The following is a 16986-nucleotide window of genomic DNA, read 5'->3' on the forward strand; positions in this document are numbered from 1 at the left end:
TAGATCTCGTGAGCACCGCTGATCCCTGTGGGAGATGTCGAGCTTTAGCGAGGCTTCGATGGCGGTGGCATGGTTGGTAGAGGTGTTGGCTGACACACCGCTATCGGGGGCAAGCCCCCTCCCACATTTGAGCTCGGTTGGCAGGTGGGAAGTTGCTCGGCTATAGATCTCGTGGGTACCGCTGATCCCTGTGGGAGATGTCGAGCTTTAGCGAGGCTTCGATGGCGGCGGCATGGTTGGCAGATGTGTTGGCTGACAAACCGCTATCGGGGGCAAGACGAATCGTCGCACCGCCCCTCCCACATTTGAACCGAACCGACACAGAGGCTCGTCGACTACCGAGCCGCTTTCCAGTCCCGCAACCATTGCAGGCCCGCCGAGGTGTCGCCCTTTGGCCGGTATTCGCAGCCGACCCAGCCGTCGTAGCCCAACTGGTCCATCAGTTCGAACAGGAAGCCGTAGTTCAGCTCGCCCAGGTCAGGCTCGTGACGGTCCGGTACCCCGGCAATCTGGATATGGCCAATGCCATCGATGTCGCGGCGCAGCTTGGTGGCCAAGTCACCTTCGACGATCTGGCAGTGGTAGCAGTCAAACTGCACCTTGAGATTTTGCGCGCCGACCTCCCGGCAGATGGCGTGGGCCTGGTCCTGGCGGTTGAGGAAAAACCCCGGCATGTCGCGGGTGTTGATCGGCTCCAGCAACACGGTGACGCCAACCTCAGCCGCCGCGGCGCTGGCGTAGGCGAGGTTTTCCAGGTACACGGCCTGATGGCGCTGGCGCAGGTTTTCCGAGGGCAGCAAGCCGGCCATAACGTGCACGCGGTCGTTGCCGAGCACGGCGGCGTATTCCAACGCGCGCTCGAAGCCACTACGAAACTCGGCCTCACGCCCCGGCAGGCTCGCGATGCCCCGCTCCCCCGCCGCCCAGTCACCGGGCGGCGCGTTGAACAACGCCTGCACCAGGCCGTTGTCACTCAGGCGTTGCTTGAGTGCCTCGGCGCTGTAGTCGTAGGGGAACAGGTATTCCACCGCATCAAAACCATCGGCCTTCGCAGCCGCGAAGCGCTCGAGAAAATCATGTTGCGGGTACAGCATGCTCAGGTTGGCAGCAAAACGAGGCATAAAAGCTCCCAAGAGTCAGACAAAAGGCCAGATCAGCAGGGTAATCAAGAAACCCAAGGTGCCGAGCAAGGTGGTGATCACCGTCCACGTGCGCAAACCGTCGGCCACGTTGAGCCCGGCAAGCTTGGTGAAGATCCAGTAGCCGGCATCGTTGATATGCGACATCGCCAGCCCGCCACCGCCCATGGCCAGGCACAGCAGCGCCAGGTGGTTGGGGGTGAGGTTGAGGGTCACGATCAGCGGGCTGATGATCCCCGCCGTGGTGACCAGGGCCACTGTGGTCGAACCCTGCACCGCGCGCAGCAACATGGTCAGCAAAAAGCCCAGGGCCAGCACCGGCAGGCCGGTGGTGCGCAGCATGTCGGAGACTACCGCGCCGATGCCGGTGTCCACCAGCACCTTGCCGAACACGCCACCGGCGCCGGCGATCAGGATAACCATCGCCACGCCCGGCAACGCCGAGCCGATCACGTCGGAGACCTGGCTGCGGCTCCAGCCACGGCGCGAGCCGAGCAGCCAGGCACACAGCAAGGTGTCGATCAGCAGCGCCACCAGCGGCGCGCCGAGCACGGTCATCACCCCGCGCAGGGTCGAGTCGACCGGCAGCAGCGAAGTGGCCAGGGTGCCCAGCAAAATCAGCACAATCGGCAGCAGGATAAGGCTGACAATCAGGCCGAAACCGGGTGCAGGCGCCGCCGGTAGCTTGGCGGCGATGGCGCTGGTGGACTCTTCCAGGCCCATATGGGACTCGGCCACAGCGCTCTTTTGCACCGCCTGGTGATTGCCGTTGGTCCAGGCCCGCAGGTCTTCATTGGTCACGTGGGGGCCATAGACTTCGGCACGGATATCGTCGGTCATCGGATAGAAGCGTCGGGTCATGCGCCCCGCCACGCGGTAACCGATGTAGCACAACAATGCGGTGATCGGCAGACCGAACATCAGCACCCGGCCCAAGTCGGCGCCCAGTTGGCTGGCGGCGGCCACGGCACCCGGATGGGGCGGCAGGAACGCATGCACGGTGAGCAGCGCCGCACACATCGGCAAGGCGAACACCAGCAGCGGCTTGCGTGCCCGACGTGCCACGCCATACGCCAGCGGCATCAGGATGATCACCCCGACTTCAAAGAACACCGGCACGCCGATGATGAACCCGGCGATGGTCAGCGCCAGCGGCGTGCGGCTGTTGCCAAACCGCTCGATCAACGACTTGGCCAAGGCTTCGGCACCGCCTGACAGCTCGATGATCCGCCCGATCATCGCGCCCAGGGCAATGATGATCGCGATATGGCCAAGGGTCTTGCCCATGCCGCCTTCGATCGTCGCCACCAGGTCAGCCGGTTTTACCCCGGCCACCAGCGCCACCACGATACTCACCAGCATCAACGCGACAAACGGCTGGAATTTGTACTTGAGGACCAGAAACAGCAGCAGCGCGATACCCGCGCCAGCGGTCAACATCAAAATCAGTGGGCTCATTCGAGAATGTCCTGTTGTTATTGTTTTTTTGGCGCAAGCCGCTCCCGTCACGATCCGCAGGCGGGTCTCGCGGGGGGCTTGCAGTGTCGGTCTACGGCTTACCAGTGCGCGCCGAACGTCTCGCGCAGTTCATCCAAGGCGGCCTGGCTCAGCGGCTCGGGCCGGGGATTGCTCATCAGCCAGAGCCGGGCGGTTTCTTCCAACTCTTCCAAGGCGTAGCTGGCCTTGGCCACCGAGCTTTCCCAGACCACCGGCCCCAGGCGTTCGAGCATCACCCCACGCACGCTGTTGGCCAGCTGCGCGACTTGCTCGGCGACGTTGGGCGAGCCCGGACGCTGGTAGCCGATCAAAGGAATGTGCCCGACCTTCATCACCTGATAGGGCGTGAGCGGCGGCAGAATATCGTCCGCCCGCCATACCCCGGCCAGGGTCAACGCCACCAGGTGGGTGGAATGGGTGTGCACCACACCGCCCACCGAGGGGTTGCGGTCGTACACCTGACGGTGCAGGGCCAGGGTCTTCGAGGGTTTGTCCCCGGACACCCACTCGCCTTGCAGGTTGACCTTGGCAATCGCCCCAGGCGCCAGGCGACCCAGGCAGACGTCGGTGGGAGTAATCAACCAACCATCGTCGAGGCGCGCACTGATATTGCCGGCGCTGCCAACGGTGTAGCCACGTTGATACAGGCTGTGGCCGACGTCGCAGATCTCTTCGCGCAGGGCCTGTTCGTCGATGCCAGTCATTGGGCACCTCCGGCCAGGTGCGCAAGGGCCTTGGCAAAGAACTCACGGCCACCGAAGTTGCCGGATTTGAGCGCCAGCGCCAGCGGCTCGGTGGAACTGCTGACTGTGGCCGGCACGCCGGGGTCGATCTGCGCGCCGATCTGCAGCAGGTTGACGCCGAGCGCCTTGACTACCGCCCCGGAGGTTTCCCCGCCGGCGATCACGAAACGCCGCACGCCTTGCTCGCGCAAGCCCGCAGCGATCTCGCCCAAAGCGTTCTCCACCAAGGCACCCGCGCGTTCGACGCCGAGTTGCTCTTGCACGGCCTTGACCTCGGCGGGGGTGCTGGTGGCGTAGATCAATACGGTGTGTGCACTGTCGCGGGCAAACGCCAGCGCCTGCGCCACCACCGGTTCACCGGCAGCCAGGGCGATGGGATCAATGCGCAATGCCGGGCGGCCCGCCTCGCACCAGGCCGCAACCTGGCCGAGGGTCGCTACCGAGGCACTGCCGGCGAGCACCACCTCGCCACCGCTGATAGTCGGCAGCGTCGCCGCATCGAAGTCGCGCAGCTTACCGGCACGGCGGAAATTGCCTGGCAAACCCAAGGCCAGGCCCGAGCCACCCGTGAGCAAAGGCAAGTCGGCGCAGGCGCTGCCGAGGGTGTAGAGGTCTTGATCGGACAGCGCATCGGCGATGGCAATACCCACACCTTGCTCGCGCAGTTCGGCCATTTTTTTACGGGTTGCCTCGACGCCAGCGGCGATGCTGTCGTACCGCAGCAACCCGACCGGCAGTTGCGTCTGGCTCTGCAGCACGCGCACCAGGTTCGCGTCGCCCATGGGCGTCAGCGGGTGATGTTGCATGCCCGACTCATTGAGCAGCTGGTCCTGCACAAACAGGTGGCCACGGAAAATCGTCCGGCCGTTTTCGGGGAACGCCGGGCAGGCCAGGGTAAAATCACCGCCCAACGCCTTGAGCAAGGCCTCGCTGACCTGGCCGATATTGCCGGCGGCAGTGGAGTCAAAGGTCGAGCAATACTTGAAGAAAATCTGTTCGCAGCCCTGCTCGCGCAGCCAGTCCAGCGCGGCCAGGGATTCCTCCACAGCCTCTGCGACCGGCGTGGTGCGCGACTTGAGGGCGATGACGATGGCGTCCGCATCCAGCCCGTCCGCGACTTCGCGGCTGGGGATGCCAATGCTCTGCACCGTGCGCATACCGCCGCGCACCAGCATGTTGGCCAGGTCGGTGGCGCCGGTGAAATCGTCGGCGATGCAGCCCAGCAACGGGCGCGTGGTGTGGTTAGTCATAAAGTGTTCCTTACACCGGCTCGGGCTTGGCCGTCGGCAGGTCGATGCCAGGGAAAATCTTGATCACCGCCGAGTCGTCCTCGCGGCCAAAACCGGCGCTTGAAGCCTGCATGAACATCTGGTGCGCAGTGGCCGACAACGGCAGCGGAAACTTGCTCGCACGCGCGGTATCCAGCACCAGGCCGAGGTCCTTGACGAAAATATCCACCGCCGACAGTGCCGTGTAGTCGGCCTTGAGAATGTGCGGCACGCGGTTTTCGAACATCCAGGAATTGCCGGCGCTGTGGGTGATCACCTCGTACAAGGCATCGGCGTCCACCCCTTCGCGCAGGCCGAGGGCCATGGCTTCGGCGGAGGCGGCGATATGCACGCCGGCGAGCAACTGGTTGATAATCTTGACCTTGGAACCCAGGCCATGGACGTCGCCCAGGCGATACACCTTGCCGGCCATGCCCGCCAGCACCGCATCGGCCTTGGCATAGGCGGCCTGCGGGCCGGACGTCATCATGGTCATCTCACCGGCGGCGGCCTTGGCCGCACCGCCGGAAATCGGCGCATCCAGGTACTGCAGGCCGTGTTCGCCCAGGCGCTGGCCGAGATCCACGGCATAGGTCGGGGCCACGGTGGCACAGCCGATCACCAGGCTCGCAGGGCGCAATGCAGCCACGGCACCGCCTTCGCCGAACAATACGGTCTCAGTCTGTTCGGCGTTAACCACCACCGTGATGATCACATCACAGGCCTCGGCCATCTGCGCCGGTGACGCGCACGCCACCCCGCCTTCGCCGGCGAACTGCTGGGTGACCGCCTCACGCACATCACAGGCATGCACATTGAAGCCTGCGCGCAACAGCGAGCGGGCAATACCAAGCCCCATCGCGCCCAAACCGATCACACCGACATTCTTATTATTCATGGGGTACTCCAGGGGAAAACGGCGGCTGACACCACACCGGCGAGCCGCGTTGGAATTGGGATCGATCATCCACCAATGAACGGATTATGTGAAGTATTTTTTCTATCTAACATTTTTTAACATCGATCCGAGAAAACCTCAGCCTCACCCTTTAACGCCTTACCCCACGCAAACTCATTTGCGACGCTTGTGCTTTGCGTATTATGGTATACCATCATACGCAACCCACTCCCCCACACCTGATGGAGCCGCTCATGAGTTTCGAAATCCGCAAAATCGTCAGCTACGTAGAAGAAACCTTCATCGAAGGCGGCAAGGCCGCAGAAACCCCGGTGAAAATGGTCGGCCTCGCCGTGGTGCTGAAGAATCCATGGCTGGGTCGTGGCTTCGTCGAAGACCTCAAGCCGGAAATCCGGGCCAATTGCTCCGACCTCGGCGCGCTGATGGTCGAGCGCCTGGTGGGCATCATTGGCGGCGCTGAAAACATCGAGGCGTATGGCAAGGCCGCCGTGGTCGGTGCCGATGGCGAGATCGAACACGCCAGCGCGATCATCCACACCCTGCGCTTCGGCAATCACTACCGTGAAGCGGTCAAGGCCAAGAGCTACTTGAGCTTCACCAACAAGCGCGGCGGTCCGGGCACCTCGATCCAGATCCCGATGATGCACAAGGACGACGAAGGCCTGCGTTCGCACTACATCACCCTGGAAATGCAGATCGAAGATGCGCCGCGTGCCGATGAAATCGTCGTGGTATTGGGCTGCGCCGATGGCGGCCGCCTGCACCCTCGTATCGGCAACCGCTATATCGACCTGGAAGAGCTGGCCGCTGAAAACGCCCAGTAAGCAACACCGGCCAAAACAAAAAGCATGCAGGAGCGCTCCATGATTCGGCTCACCGCTGAACGCACCCCGGCTGGCACCAGTTATCTGGCGACCGGCCAAGGCCAGCCTGTGGTTTTGATCCACGGCGTGGGCCTGAATAAAGAAATGTGGGGCGGGCAAGTCGTTGGCCTGGCCACGAATTACCGCGTGATCAGCTATGACATGCTCGGTCATGGCGCCAGCCCGCGCCCGGCCGCCGGCACGCCGCTGCTGGGGTATGCCGACCAGTTGCTGGAGCTGCTCGACCACCTGCAACTGCCCCAGGCCACGGTGATCGGTTTTTCCATGGGCGGCCTGGTCGCCCGGGCGTTTGCCCTGCACTACCCCGAGCGCCTCAAATCCCTGGTAGTGCTCAACAGTGTGTTCAACCGCAGCCCCGAACAGCGTGCCGGCGTGATCGCACGCACCGCCCAGGCTGCGGAACACGGCCCGGATGCGAATGCCGAAGCCGCGCTGTCGCGCTGGTTCAGCCGTGAATACCAGGCGGCCAACCCGGCGCAGATCGCCGCCCTGCGTGAAACCCTGGCGGGCAACGACCCCCAGGGCTACCTGACCACCTACGAACTGTTTGCGACCCAGGACATGTACCGCGCCGACGACCTCAAGGGTCTGCGCGTACCGACCCTGGTCGCCACCGGCGAACTCGACCCCGGTTCAACCCCGGAAATGGCCCGGCAACTGGCCGATCGTATTCCCGGCGCCACCGTTGCGGTGCTGGCCGAGCAACGGCATATGATGCCGGTAGAATCGCCACGCTTGGTCAACCAGCTGCTGCTGGGCTTCCTCGACACGGTGTACGCCCAAAACAATCCAATCAAGGGGATCGTTGCATGACACTCGCACGCTTCCAGATGTGCATCGGCGGTGAATGGGTCGATGCCCTGTCCGGCAAGACTTTCGACAGCCTCAACCCGGCGCTGGCCGAACCCTGGGCGCAACTGCCCGACGCCGATGAAGCCGACGTGGAGCGCGCCGTGCAGGCCGCGCAAAGCGCCTTCGACAGCCCGGCCTGGCGTGGCCTCACCGCCACCGCACGGGGCAAATTGCTGCGCCGCCTGGGCGACCTGATCGCCGAGAACAAGGAACAATTGGCCCAGCTGGAAAGCCGCGACAACGGCAAGTTGATCCGCGAAACCCGTGGCCAGGTCAGCTACCTGCCGGAGTTTTTCCACTACACCGCCGGCCTGGCCGACAAGCTCGAAGGCGGCACCCTGCCGCTGGACAAGCCCGACCTGTTCGCCTACACCGTGCACGAAGCCATGGGCGTGGTCGCCGCGATCATTCCGTGGAACAGCCCGCTGTACCTGACTGCGATCAAACTCGCGCCGGCCCTGGCGGCGGGCAATACCATCGTGATCAAACCGTCGGAGCACGCCTCGGCGACCATCCTCGAACTCGCGCGCCTGGCCCTCGAAGCCGGGATCCCGCCGGGCGTGGTCAACGTGGTCACCGGCTACGGCCCCAGCACCGGCGCCGCCCTCACCCGCCACCCACTGGTGCGCAAGATCGCCTTCACCGGCGGCGCGGCCACAGCCCGCCATGTGGTGCGCAGCAGCGCGGAGAACTTCGCCAAGCTGTCCCTGGAACTGGGCGGCAAATCGCCGAATATCATCTTTGCCGACGCCGACCTCGACAGTGCCATCAATGGCGCGATTGCCGGGATCTATGCGGCGTCCGGGCAGAGCTGCGTGTCCGGCTCGCGCCTGCTGGTGCAGGATGAAATCTACGACGAATTCGTCGAGCGCCTGGTGGCGCGCGCCGAGCGCATCCGCATCGGCAACCCCCAGGACGACGCCAGCGAAATGGGGCCCATGGCCACCGCGCAGCAACTGGCCGTGGTCGAACGCCTGGTGGCGGACGCCATCGCCGAAGGCGCGCGCCTGCGCACCGGCGGCAAGCGCCCGCAGAACCTCGGTGAAGGCTGGTTCTACGAGCCGACCTTGTTCGAGTGCGACAGCAATTCGATGAAGATCATGCAGGAAGAAGTGTTCGGCCCGGTGGCCTCGGTCATCCGTTTCAAGGACGAAGCCGAAGCGCTGGCCATCGCCAACGACTCGCAATTCGGCCTCGCCGCCGGCATCTGGACCCGCGACCTCGGCCGCGCCCACCGCCTGGCGCGGGACGTGCGCTCGGGGATCATCTGGGTCAACACCTACCGCGCCGTGTCGGCCATGGCGCCTATCGGCGGCTTCAAGAACAGCGGCTACGGACGCGAAAGCGGCATCGATTCGGTGCTCGCCTACACCGAGCTGAAGACGGTGTGGATCAACCTCTCCCAGGCGCCCATGCCTGATCCTTTTGTGATGCGTTAAGAGACCCCGACCATGATCGAACCCGGCATTTACAAAGACGTCATGAGCTCATTCCCTTCGGGCGTCACGGTGGTCACCACCCTCGACCCGGACGGCGGCATCGTCGGCATTACCGCCAGTGCGTTCAGCGCGCTGTCGATCGACCCGGCGCTGGTGCTGTTCTGCCCTAACTATGCGTCGGACACCTACCCGATCCTGCGCGACAGCAAGCGCTTCGCGATCCACTTGCTGTCCGCCGACCAGACCGCCGAGGCCTATGCTTTCGCCAGCAAGGGCAAGGAAAAGGCCAAGGGCATCGAGTGGCACCTGAGCGAGTTGGGCAACCCGCTGCTGGCCAAGGCCACGGCGATCATCGAGTGCGAGCTGTGGCGCGAATACGACGGCGGCGATCACGCGATCATCGTCGGTGCGGTAAAGAACCTGATCCTGCCCAAGGAGCCGGTCACGCCGATGATCTACCACAAGGGCAAGCTGGGCCCGCTGCCGGCGCTGGCCTGAGGCGCGCGGGGGGCCGTGAGGGTTTGTCGCTTAAGGAACGCAGCATGATAAACTTGGGCCCGATTTTCGGCCCTCAATCGGCCCCGGCCGGCCGAGGCCTCCAGTTAACCGCTAAATTCAGAGCAGACCCCATGAAACGCGCGCCCCTCGACGACAGCTTCAAGGTCAATCACAACCCGGTCACCCTGCGCGAAATCGTGCTGGAAAAACTGCGCAGCGCCATCATGAACTTCCAACTGCTGCCCGGTGACCGCCTGGTGGAGCGCGACCTGTGCGACCGCCTCGGCGTCAGCCGCACCTCGGTACGCGAAGCCTTGCGTCACCTGGAGTCCGAAGGCCTGGTGGAATTCGCCGATGCCAAAGGCCCGCAGGTGGCGATCATTACCCTGGCCGACGCCGTCGACATCTATGAACTGCGGTGCGTGCTCGAAGGCTTGATCGTGCAATTGTTCACCCTGCGCGCCAAGGCCAAGGACATCAAGGCCCTGGAAAAAGCCCTGGAAGAAAACCGCAAGGCCCTCAAGGACGGTGAGCTGCAGCAGGTCATCGACTCGGTCCAGGGCTTCTACGACGTGCTGCTCGAAGGTTCGGGCAACCATGTGGCGGCCACCCAGTTGCGCCAGTTGCAGGCCCGCATCAGCTACCTGCGCGCCACCTCGGTGTCCCAGGAAAACCGTCGCGGCACCAGTAACCAGGAAATGGAACGCATGGTCCAGGCGATCAAGAGCGGCGACCCGCTGGCGGCCCACCAGGCCTGCGTCGATCACGTGCGCGCTGCGGCTGCCGTGGCCCTGGATTACCTCAAGCGCAAACAGGAAGAAACCGGCAAGATCCCGGAAATCACCCTGCCCATCGCGCTGAAAGAACCGCGCATAGGTCACTGACCTTGGCCAGCCCCAGCTTTTGCCCGACATGCGGCGGCAGTGACCTCGGTCACCAGTTGCCACCGGGCGATACCCATGAGCGCCTGATGTGCCGGGGCTGCGGCTATATCCACTACATCAATCCCAAGATCATCGCCGGCTGCATCATCGAGCAGGACGGCAAATACCTGCTGTGCCAACGGGCGATCCCGCCCCGCCCGGGCACCTGGACCTTGCCTGCCGGCTTTATGGAAGGTGGCGAAACCACTGAGCAGGCGGCGTTGCGTGAAGTCTGGGAAGAAAGCGGCGTACGTGCCGAGATCCTCTCGCCCTACTCGATCTTCAGCGTGCCGAAAATCAGCGAGGTGTACATCATCTTCCGCGCCATCGCGCTGGAGATCACCGGCCAGTTCGGCCCGGAAACCCTCGACTACAAGTTCTTCGCGCCCGAGGACATTCCCTGGGACAGCATCTACTACCCGGCGATCCGGCAGATCCTCGAACGGTATATCGAGGAGCGCCAGGCTGGGGTGTATGGCATCTACATCGGCAATGACGACAGCGGCAAGATCCACTTCATCCGCTGACCTTCAGGTAAACCGGGTCCAAATGTGGGAGGGGGCTTGCTCCCGATAACAGTATGTCAGTCAATACATGAAGTGACTGAACTACCGCCATCGGGAGCAAGCCCCCTCCCACATTTGAATCGGTTTATACCTGAAAAATCAGGGCGCCAACCCTTCCACGATGATGATCTGCGCCACCCCCGCCCCTTCACGGTGCGCTTTCGCCTCCTGATATTCGGCGGACTCGTAGCACGCCACCGCCTGCTCGTAGCTATCAAACTCAATCACCACATTACGCTGCCGTGCCGGCCCGCCTTCCATCGCTTCACTGCGCCCGCCCCTGGCCAGGAACCGTCCGCCAAACTGTGCAAACGCCGCCGGCGCGCGCTTGGTGTACTGCGTGTATTGCTCGGCATCGGACACATCCACATGGGCAATCCAGTAGGCCTTCATCGTGACATCCTCTTGTTGAGTTTTTGTGGTATACCATAATACATACAACCAACAAATCGAGCATTCTCCATGTCCTTCAACAGCATCGCAGACATCATCGAAGACTACCGCCAAGGCAAGATGGTGCTCCTGGTGGACGACGAAGACCGGGAAAACGAAGGCGACCTGTTGCTGCCTGCGGCCTGCTGCACCGCCGAGACTATCAGTTTCATGGCCCGCGAAGCCCGTGGCCTGATCTGCCTGACCCTCACCGACGAACACTGCCTGCGCCTGGGCCTGGAACAGATGGTGCCGAGCAATGGCAGCGTGTTCAGCACCGCGTTTACCGTGTCCATCGAAGCCGCCAGCGGCGTGACCACCGGCATCTCCGCCGCCGACCGCGCACGCACTGTGGCAGCGGCCGTCGCCAGCAATGCCGGACCGGCCGACATCGTGCAGCCGGGGCATATCTTCCCGTTGCGCGCCAAGGATGGCGGCGTGTTGACGCGCGCCGGCCACACCGAAGCCGGCTGCGACCTGGCGCGCCTGGCCGGGCACACCCCGGCCTCGGTGATCGTCGAAGTGATGAACGACGACGGCACCATGGCCCGCCGCCCCGACCTGGAAATCTTCGCGCGCAGGCACGGCATCAAGATCGGCACCATCGCCGACCTGATCCACTACCGCCTCAGCACCGAACGCACCGTGGTGCGCATCGGTGAACGCGACCTACCCACGGTGCACGGCACATTCCGCCTGATCACCTTTGAAGACCGCATCGACGGCGGCGTGCACATGGCCATGGTGATGGGCCAGTTGCACCGCGATACCCCGGCGCTGGTGCGCGTACATGTGATCGACCCGCTGCGCGACCTGGTCGGTGCCGACTACAGCGGCCCGTCCAACTGGACGCTGTGGGCGGCCTTGCAACGTGTCGCCGCTGAAGGCAGTGGCGTAGTGGTGGTGCTGGCCAACCATGAATCGTCCCAGGCCCTGCTGGAACGCGTGCCGCAACTGACGCAGGCACCGCGCCAGTTCAACCGTTCGCAGTCGCGCATCTATTCCGAAGTGGGCACCGGGGCGCAGATCTTGCAGGACCTCGGCGTCGGCAAGCTGCGTCACCTCGGCCCGCCCCTCAAATACGCAGGGCTGACCGGCTACGACCTGGAGGTGGTCGAGAGCATTCCCTTCACCGAATGACGGATAACCGGTAAGGCAAAATGCTTGCACAAAGTTTGGAATACCATAATATGATATTCCATAGACCGAACGTTTCTGCCAAGTGCGCCCGCCAGGGAGAGCACCAATAACAGCCCTTGGCACGGTCGCCTTTTGGGGTCTCGATTAGAGGCCCCCGATGGACCTACTGCTCCCGATAAGCGGGCATTACCAAGCCCGCTCAATAACAAAACAAATGAGGGCGTGAAAATGGTGTTGAACAAACGTGCAACCGCGGTGCTGTTCGCGGGCTTATTGGCCACGGCCACTCACGCGGCCATGGCGGCCGAAAGCGTCAATTTCGTGAGCTGGGGCGGTAGCACCCAGGATGCGCAGAAGCAGGCCTGGGCCGACCCGTTCAGCAAGGCCAGCGGCATTACCGTGGTCCAGGATGGGCCCACCGACTACGGCAAACTCAAGGCAATGGTCGAAAGCGGCAACGTGCAGTGGGACGTGGTGGATGTCGAGGCCGACTTCGCCTTGCGCGCCGCCGCCGAAGGCCTGCTCGAACCCCTCGACTTCTCGGTGATCCAGCGCGACAAGATCGACCCGCGCTTCGTCTCCGACCATGGCGTGGGCTCGTTCTTCTTCTCCTTCGTGCTCGGCTACAACGAAGGCAAGCTCGGCGCCGGCAAGCCCCAGGACTGGACCGCGCTGTTCGACACCAAGACCTACCCCGGCAAACGCGCCCTCTACAAATGGCCAAGCCCCGGCGTGCTCGAACTGGCGCTGCTGGCCGACGGCGTCCCGGCCGACAAGCTCTACCCCCTGGACCTGGACCGCGCCTTCAAGAAACTCGACACCATCAAAAAAGACATCGTCTGGTGGGGCGGCGGTGCGCAGTCGCAACAGTTGCTGGCGTCCGGCGAAGTCAGCATGGGCCAGTTCTGGAACGGTCGCATCCACGCCCTGCAGGAAGACGGCGCGCCCGTGGGCGTGAGCTGGAAGCAGAACCTGGTCATGGCCGACATCCTCGTCGTGCCTAAAGGGTCGAAAAACAAAGCGGCTGCGATGAAGTTCCTCGCCAACGCCAGCAGCGCCAAGGGCCAGGCGGATTTCTCTAATCTGACCGCCTATGCACCGGTGAACATCGACAGCGTGCAGCGCCTGGATTCGGTGCTCGCGCCGAACCTGCCGACCGCCTACGTCAAGGACCAGATCACCCTCGATTTCGCCTACTGGGCCAAGAACGGTCCGGCCATTGCGACACGGTGGAATGAATGGCTAGTCAAATGAAAATGACGGCAACCACACCGACCGGGAGCGCCCTCGGCGCTGCCGGCGCGGTTTCGCCCAAGGCCGGGGCGCCGTCCGTGGCACAGCGCTGGCGGGGCTCGAGCAACCTGATCCCGGCCCTGCTGTTCCTCGGCCTGTTCTTCCTGGCGCCGCTGATCGGCCTGTTGCTGCGCGGCGTGCTGGAGCCGGTGCCGGGCCTGGGCAACTATGAACAGCTGTTCGCCAACTCGGCCTATGCACGGGTGCTGCTCAACACCTTTTCGGTGGCGGGCCTGGTGACCCTGTTCAGCCTGCTGCTGGGCTTTCCGCTGGCCTGGGCGATCACCCTGGTGCCGCGCGGCTGGGGGCGCTGGATCCTGAATATTGTGCTGCTGTCGATGTGGACCAGCCTGCTCGCCCGCACCTATTCCTGGCTGGTCTTGCTGCAAGCCTCCGGGGTGATCAACAAGGCGCTGATGGCCATGGGCATCATCGATGTGCCCCTGGAGATGGTGCATAACCTCACCGGCGTGGTGATCGGCATGAGCTACATCATGATCCCGTTCATCGTGCTGCCGTTGCAGGCGACCATGCAGGCCATCGACCCGATGATCCTGCAGGCCGGCTCCATCTGCGGCGCGAGCCCGTGGACCAACTTCTTCCGCGTGTTCCTGCCGCTGTGCCGGCCTGGGTTGTTCTCCGGCGGCCTGATGGTGTTCGTGATGTCCCTCGGTTACTACGTCACCCCGGCGCTGCTCGGCGGTGCGCAGAACATGATGCTGCCCGAGTTCATCATCCAGCAGGTGCAATCGTTCCTTAATTGGGGCCTGGCCAGTGCCGGCGCCGCGTTGCTGATCTTCATCACGCTGGTGCTGTTCTACTTCTACCTGAAGCTTCAGCCGGAATCCCCGGTTGGCGCCAGCAACGCGAGGTAAGCCGTCATGCTCCTGACCCCCAATGCCATGAGCCGCAGGATGCGCTTGGGCCTCTACACCACCACCGGGTTGATTGGCCTGTTCCTGCTGTTGCCGATCGTGTTTATCGTGCTGCTGTCGTTCGGCTCGTCGCAATGGCTGGTGTTCCCGCCGCCGGGCTGGACGCTAAAATGGTACGGCCAGTTCTTCTCCAACGCTGACTGGATGAACGCAGCGATGGCCAGCCTCAAGGTGGCCGTGCTGACCACCGTGTTCGCCGTCGCCCTGGGCCTGCCCACCGCCTTTGCCCTGGTGCGTGGGCGCTTCCCCGGCCGCGAATTGCTCTATGGCCTGTTCACCCTGCCGATGATCGTGCCGCTGGTGATCATCGCCGTGGCGGTGTACGCGCTGTTCCTCAAGCTGGGCTACACCGGCACGATGTTCGCTTTTGTGGTCAGCCATGTGATCGTGGCGCTGCCGTTCACCATCATCTCGATCATCAACTCGCTGAAGCTGTTCGACCAGTCGATCGAAGACGCGGCGGTGATCTGCGGCGCCTCGCGGTTGCAGGCGGTGTTCAAGGTGACCTTTCCGGCGATTCGTCCGGGGATGGTCGCCGGTGCACTGTTCGCTTTCCTGGTCTCGTGGGACGAAGTGGTGCTCAGCGTGATGATGGCCAGCCCGACCCTGCAAACCCTTCCCGTAAAAATGTGGACCACCCTGCGCCAGGACCTGACGCCTGTGATCGCCGTCGCGTCGACGCTGCTGATCGGCCTGTCGGTACTGGTCATGGTGATTGCCGCCGCCGTTCGCCGGCGTACCGAAACCCGCGCTTGAGCGCCGAGGAGAAGAACATGAGTGCAGTGATCAACGATGTCGCGCAGAGCCATGGCCAACCCCTGGTCAGCCTGCGCAACCTGAACAAGCACTACGGCGAATTTGCTGCCGTGGACAACATCTCGCTGGACATCCAGGACGGCGAATTCCTCACCTTCCTCGGCTCCAGCGGCTCGGGCAAAAGCACCACACTGTCGATGCTTGCCGGCTTCGAAACGCCAAGCAGCGGCGAGATCCTGGTCAGCGGCCAATCACTGGTCAATGTACCGCCGCACAAGCGCGACATCGGCATGGTGTTCCAGCGTTACTCACTGTTCCCGCATTTGTCGGTGCGCGACAACATCGCCTTCCCCCTGGCGATTCGCAAACTGGCCAGCGCCGAACGCGAAAAGCGCGTGGACGCCATGCTCAAGCTGGTGCAACTGGAACAGTTCGCCCATCGCCGCCCTTCGCAACTGTCCGGCGGCCAACAGCAACGGGTCGCCATCGCCCGCGCGCTGGTGTACGAGCCACGCATCCTGCTGATGGACGAACCCCTCGGCGCCCTCGACAAGAAGCTGCGCGAAGACCTGCAGGACGAACTGCGCCAACTGCACCGGCGCCTGGGCATCACCATCGTCTACGTAACCCACGACCAGGAAGAAGCCATGCGCCTGTCCCAGCGCATCGCGATTTTCAGCCACGGCAAGATCGTCGGCCTGGGCAGCGGCTTCGACCTCTACCAGAACCCGCCGAACGCGTTCGTGGCGTCGTTCCTCGGCAACTCCAACTTCCTCAAGCTCAAGGCCCAGGGCAACGCGGCGGCAGCGTTCGAAGGCCAATCCCTGTCGATCCGCCTGACCAGCGGGCTGCGCACCGAGCAGGATGTGCTGCTGATGGTGCGCCCGGAAAAAGCCCTGGCGCTGAGTGTCGAACAGGCCGCTGAACAACCGTTGGCGGCGGGCTGGAATGAAGTGTCGGCAATTGTGGGTGAGGTGCTGTTCCTCGGCGAAAGCCAGACCTGCACAGTGAAAACCCTCGGCGGCACGTCAATGACGGTCAAGGCGCTGTCCGCTGCGGGCATGCCACTCAAAGCCGGCGACCCGGTGCGTGTGCGCTGGGCGACGGCGGATGCGTGTGTGTATACGGAGTGGGCCGAGAGTGATCTGAACAAGGCCGCAGGCGCGCATTGAGTCACCCATGTGAGAGGGAGGCCCCACTACCGCTTCGAAGTAGGGCTGCTGCGCAGCCCAACGCGGGACAAGCCCGCTCGCCACAAGAATGCTGTCGACTGAAATTGCTTATGCAAAATTCAAGACTTTAGGGTGAAATTTTAACTTTTAAAATCAGTAAGTTATTTTAAGTTTGAGAAGAGCATGGCTATCTACACAACGTTCTAGTCGCCAACGGCAACCACGATGCGAAGAGAGCCGCCCTTGATCTTGCTTTGGATCTTGATCTTGATCTCAGGCGCCCCGTTAACCACGCTGGCCGGAATCCGATAGTGATTGGGGGGGTATGCCGGTTTAGCCGCCCCGCGCCATGGATGGCGCGTGGCGGCGGCCCCCCAAATCACTGTCGGATTACGGGCACACCGAGCCTAAGCGAGGTGCCGAGTGGTGGGGCAAGTGTACGGGACAACCACATGGGTTACAAAAAAGTGCATTCACATAGGTGACACTTTGATTGAAACATAGCCGTTCTTTGCATCCCTGGCATTGAC

Annotated in this window: 17 protein-coding genes; 11 read left to right on the top strand and 6 right to left on the bottom strand. The window is 63.2% G+C overall.

Going from position 1 to position 16986, the window contains the following annotated elements:
• Positions 1-335: 335 nt before the first annotated feature.
• The 5 genes from otnI to ltnD form a co-directional block, all read right to left on the bottom strand.
• Positions 336-1121, bottom strand: a complete 786-nt coding sequence (otnI, locus tag M2397_RS30080) for a 2-oxo-tetronate isomerase (protein WP_259245023.1) — start codon at positions 1119-1121, stop codon at positions 336-338.
• A 15-nt stretch (positions 1122-1136) separates the two neighbouring features.
• Entirely contained in the window at positions 1137-2597 is a 1461-nt protein-coding gene (locus tag M2397_RS30085; RefSeq protein ID WP_259245024.1) for an SLC13 family permease, read from the bottom strand.
• 98 nt (positions 2598-2695) lie between these two features.
• Entirely contained in the window at positions 2696-3340 is a 645-nt protein-coding gene (locus M2397_RS30090) for an aldolase (protein ID WP_131698759.1), read from the bottom strand.
• Positions 3337-4629: a 3-oxo-tetronate kinase gene (otnK, locus tag M2397_RS30095; RefSeq protein WP_259245025.1), complete on the bottom strand. Its 1293-nt coding sequence runs from the start codon at positions 4627-4629 to the stop codon at positions 3337-3339. Before otnK ends, M2397_RS30090 begins: the two co-directional genes overlap by 4 nt.
• Positions 4630-4639: 10 nt before the next feature.
• Positions 4640-5614 (bottom strand): L-threonate dehydrogenase, encoded by a 975-nt coding sequence (gene ltnD, locus M2397_RS30100; protein ID WP_259245026.1) that lies wholly within the window; start codon positions 5612-5614, stop codon positions 4640-4642.
• Between the two features lie 185 nt (positions 5615-5799).
• On the opposite strand from ltnD, the gene M2397_RS30105 reads away from it, so the two are divergent.
• The 6 genes from M2397_RS30105 to M2397_RS30130 all read left to right on the top strand — a co-directional run bounded on the left by M2397_RS30105 (position 5800) and on the right by M2397_RS30130 (position 10689).
• Positions 5800-6390, top strand: a complete 591-nt coding sequence (locus M2397_RS30105; protein ID WP_131698762.1) for an amino acid synthesis family protein — start codon at positions 5800-5802, stop codon at positions 6388-6390.
• 39 nt (positions 6391-6429) lie between these two features.
• On the top strand, positions 6430-7263 hold the full coding sequence (locus M2397_RS30110) for an alpha/beta fold hydrolase (protein ID WP_131698763.1): 834 nt from the start codon (positions 6430-6432) through the stop codon (positions 7261-7263).
• The gene (locus M2397_RS30115) at positions 7260-8741 is read left to right on the top strand and encodes an aldehyde dehydrogenase (RefSeq protein WP_259245027.1); all 1482 of its coding nucleotides are present in this window, start codon (positions 7260-7262) and stop codon (positions 8739-8741) included. Before M2397_RS30110 ends, M2397_RS30115 begins: the two co-directional genes overlap by 4 nt.
• A gap of 12 nt (positions 8742-8753) precedes the next feature.
• On the top strand, positions 8754-9239 hold the full coding sequence (locus tag M2397_RS30120) for a flavin reductase family protein (RefSeq protein WP_053139508.1): 486 nt from the start codon (positions 8754-8756) through the stop codon (positions 9237-9239).
• Positions 9240-9370: 131 nt separating this feature from the next.
• The gene (locus M2397_RS30125; protein ID WP_027603600.1) at positions 9371-10123 is read left to right on the top strand and encodes a GntR family transcriptional regulator; all 753 of its coding nucleotides are present in this window, start codon (positions 9371-9373) and stop codon (positions 10121-10123) included.
• Between the two features lie 2 nt (positions 10124-10125).
• Complete coding sequence (locus tag M2397_RS30130) at positions 10126-10689, top strand: NUDIX hydrolase (protein ID WP_131698765.1); 564 nt, start codon at positions 10126-10128, stop codon at positions 10687-10689.
• 138 nt (positions 10690-10827) lie between these two features.
• Here the strand turns inward: M2397_RS30130 and M2397_RS30135 are convergent, their stop codons facing one another.
• Entirely contained in the window at positions 10828-11121 is a 294-nt protein-coding gene (locus M2397_RS30135; protein WP_259245028.1) for a DUF1330 domain-containing protein, read from the bottom strand.
• A gap of 69 nt (positions 11122-11190) precedes the next feature.
• Between M2397_RS30135 and ribBA the strand changes: the two genes are divergently transcribed.
• The 5 genes from ribBA (at position 11191) to M2397_RS30160 (ending at position 16456) form a co-directional block, all read left to right on the top strand.
• Positions 11191-12300, top strand: a complete 1110-nt coding sequence (gene ribBA, locus M2397_RS30140) for a bifunctional 3,4-dihydroxy-2-butanone-4-phosphate synthase/GTP cyclohydrolase II (protein WP_259245029.1) — start codon at positions 11191-11193, stop codon at positions 12298-12300.
• A gap of 228 nt (positions 12301-12528) precedes the next feature.
• On the top strand, positions 12529-13554 hold the full coding sequence (locus tag M2397_RS30145) for an ABC transporter substrate-binding protein (RefSeq protein ID WP_027603596.1): 1026 nt from the start codon (positions 12529-12531) through the stop codon (positions 13552-13554).
• Complete coding sequence (locus M2397_RS30150) at positions 13551-14468, top strand: ABC transporter permease (RefSeq protein WP_259245030.1); 918 nt, start codon at positions 13551-13553, stop codon at positions 14466-14468. Before M2397_RS30145 ends, M2397_RS30150 begins: the two co-directional genes overlap by 4 nt.
• Before the next feature lie 6 nt (positions 14469-14474).
• Positions 14475-15284 (top strand): ABC transporter permease, encoded by an 810-nt coding sequence (locus M2397_RS30155; protein ID WP_010567348.1) that lies wholly within the window; start codon positions 14475-14477, stop codon positions 15282-15284.
• Between the two features lie 17 nt (positions 15285-15301).
• Positions 15302-16456 carry an ABC transporter ATP-binding protein gene (locus M2397_RS30160; RefSeq protein WP_131698769.1) on the top strand — a complete coding sequence of 385 codons (1155 nt, stop codon included), beginning with the start codon at positions 15302-15304 and terminating at the stop codon, positions 16454-16456.
• Positions 16457-16986 lie beyond the last annotated feature (530 nt).

Origin of the sequence: Pseudomonas sp. BIGb0381, assembly GCF_024809815.1 — a bacterium.
In the GTDB taxonomy this organism is placed as follows: Bacteria; Pseudomonadota; Gammaproteobacteria; order Pseudomonadales; family Pseudomonadaceae; genus Aquipseudomonas.

Bases quoted from the DNA above. Each gene is read 5' to 3' on its own strand.
- otnI (WP_259245023.1), bottom strand. From the start codon at position 1,121: ATGCCTCGTTTTGCTGCCAACCTGAGCATGCTGTACCCGCAACATGAT.
- M2397_RS30085 (WP_259245024.1), bottom strand. From the start codon at position 2,597: ATGAGCCCACTGATTTTGATGTTGACCGCTGGCGCGGGTATCGCGCTG.
- M2397_RS30090 (WP_131698759.1), bottom strand. From the start codon at position 3,340: ATGACTGGCATCGACGAACAGGCCCTGCGCGAAGAGATCTGCGACGTC.
- otnK (WP_259245025.1), bottom strand. From the start codon at position 4,629: ATGACTAACCACACCACGCGCCCGTTGCTGGGCTGCATCGCCGACGAT.
- ltnD (WP_259245026.1), bottom strand. From the start codon at position 5,614: ATGATCGATCCCAATTCCAACGCGGCTCGCCGGTGTGGTGTCAGCCGC.
- M2397_RS30105 (WP_131698762.1), top strand. From the start codon at position 5,800: ATGAGTTTCGAAATCCGCAAAATCGTCAGCTACGTAGAAGAAACCTTC.
- M2397_RS30110 (WP_131698763.1), top strand. From the start codon at position 6,430: ATGATTCGGCTCACCGCTGAACGCACCCCGGCTGGCACCAGTTATCTG.
- M2397_RS30115 (WP_259245027.1), top strand. From the start codon at position 7,260: ATGACACTCGCACGCTTCCAGATGTGCATCGGCGGTGAATGGGTCGAT.
- M2397_RS30120 (WP_053139508.1), top strand. From the start codon at position 8,754: ATGATCGAACCCGGCATTTACAAAGACGTCATGAGCTCATTCCCTTCG.
- M2397_RS30125 (WP_027603600.1), top strand. From the start codon at position 9,371: ATGAAACGCGCGCCCCTCGACGACAGCTTCAAGGTCAATCACAACCCG.
- M2397_RS30135 (WP_259245028.1), bottom strand. From the start codon at position 11,121: ATGAAGGCCTACTGGATTGCCCATGTGGATGTGTCCGATGCCGAGCAA.
- ribBA (WP_259245029.1), top strand. From the start codon at position 11,191: ATGTCCTTCAACAGCATCGCAGACATCATCGAAGACTACCGCCAAGGC.
- M2397_RS30145 (WP_027603596.1), top strand. From the start codon at position 12,529: ATGGTGTTGAACAAACGTGCAACCGCGGTGCTGTTCGCGGGCTTATTG.
- M2397_RS30150 (WP_259245030.1), top strand. From the start codon at position 13,551: ATGAAAATGACGGCAACCACACCGACCGGGAGCGCCCTCGGCGCTGCC.
- M2397_RS30155 (WP_010567348.1), top strand. From the start codon at position 14,475: ATGCTCCTGACCCCCAATGCCATGAGCCGCAGGATGCGCTTGGGCCTC.
- M2397_RS30160 (WP_131698769.1), top strand. From the start codon at position 15,302: ATGAGTGCAGTGATCAACGATGTCGCGCAGAGCCATGGCCAACCCCTG.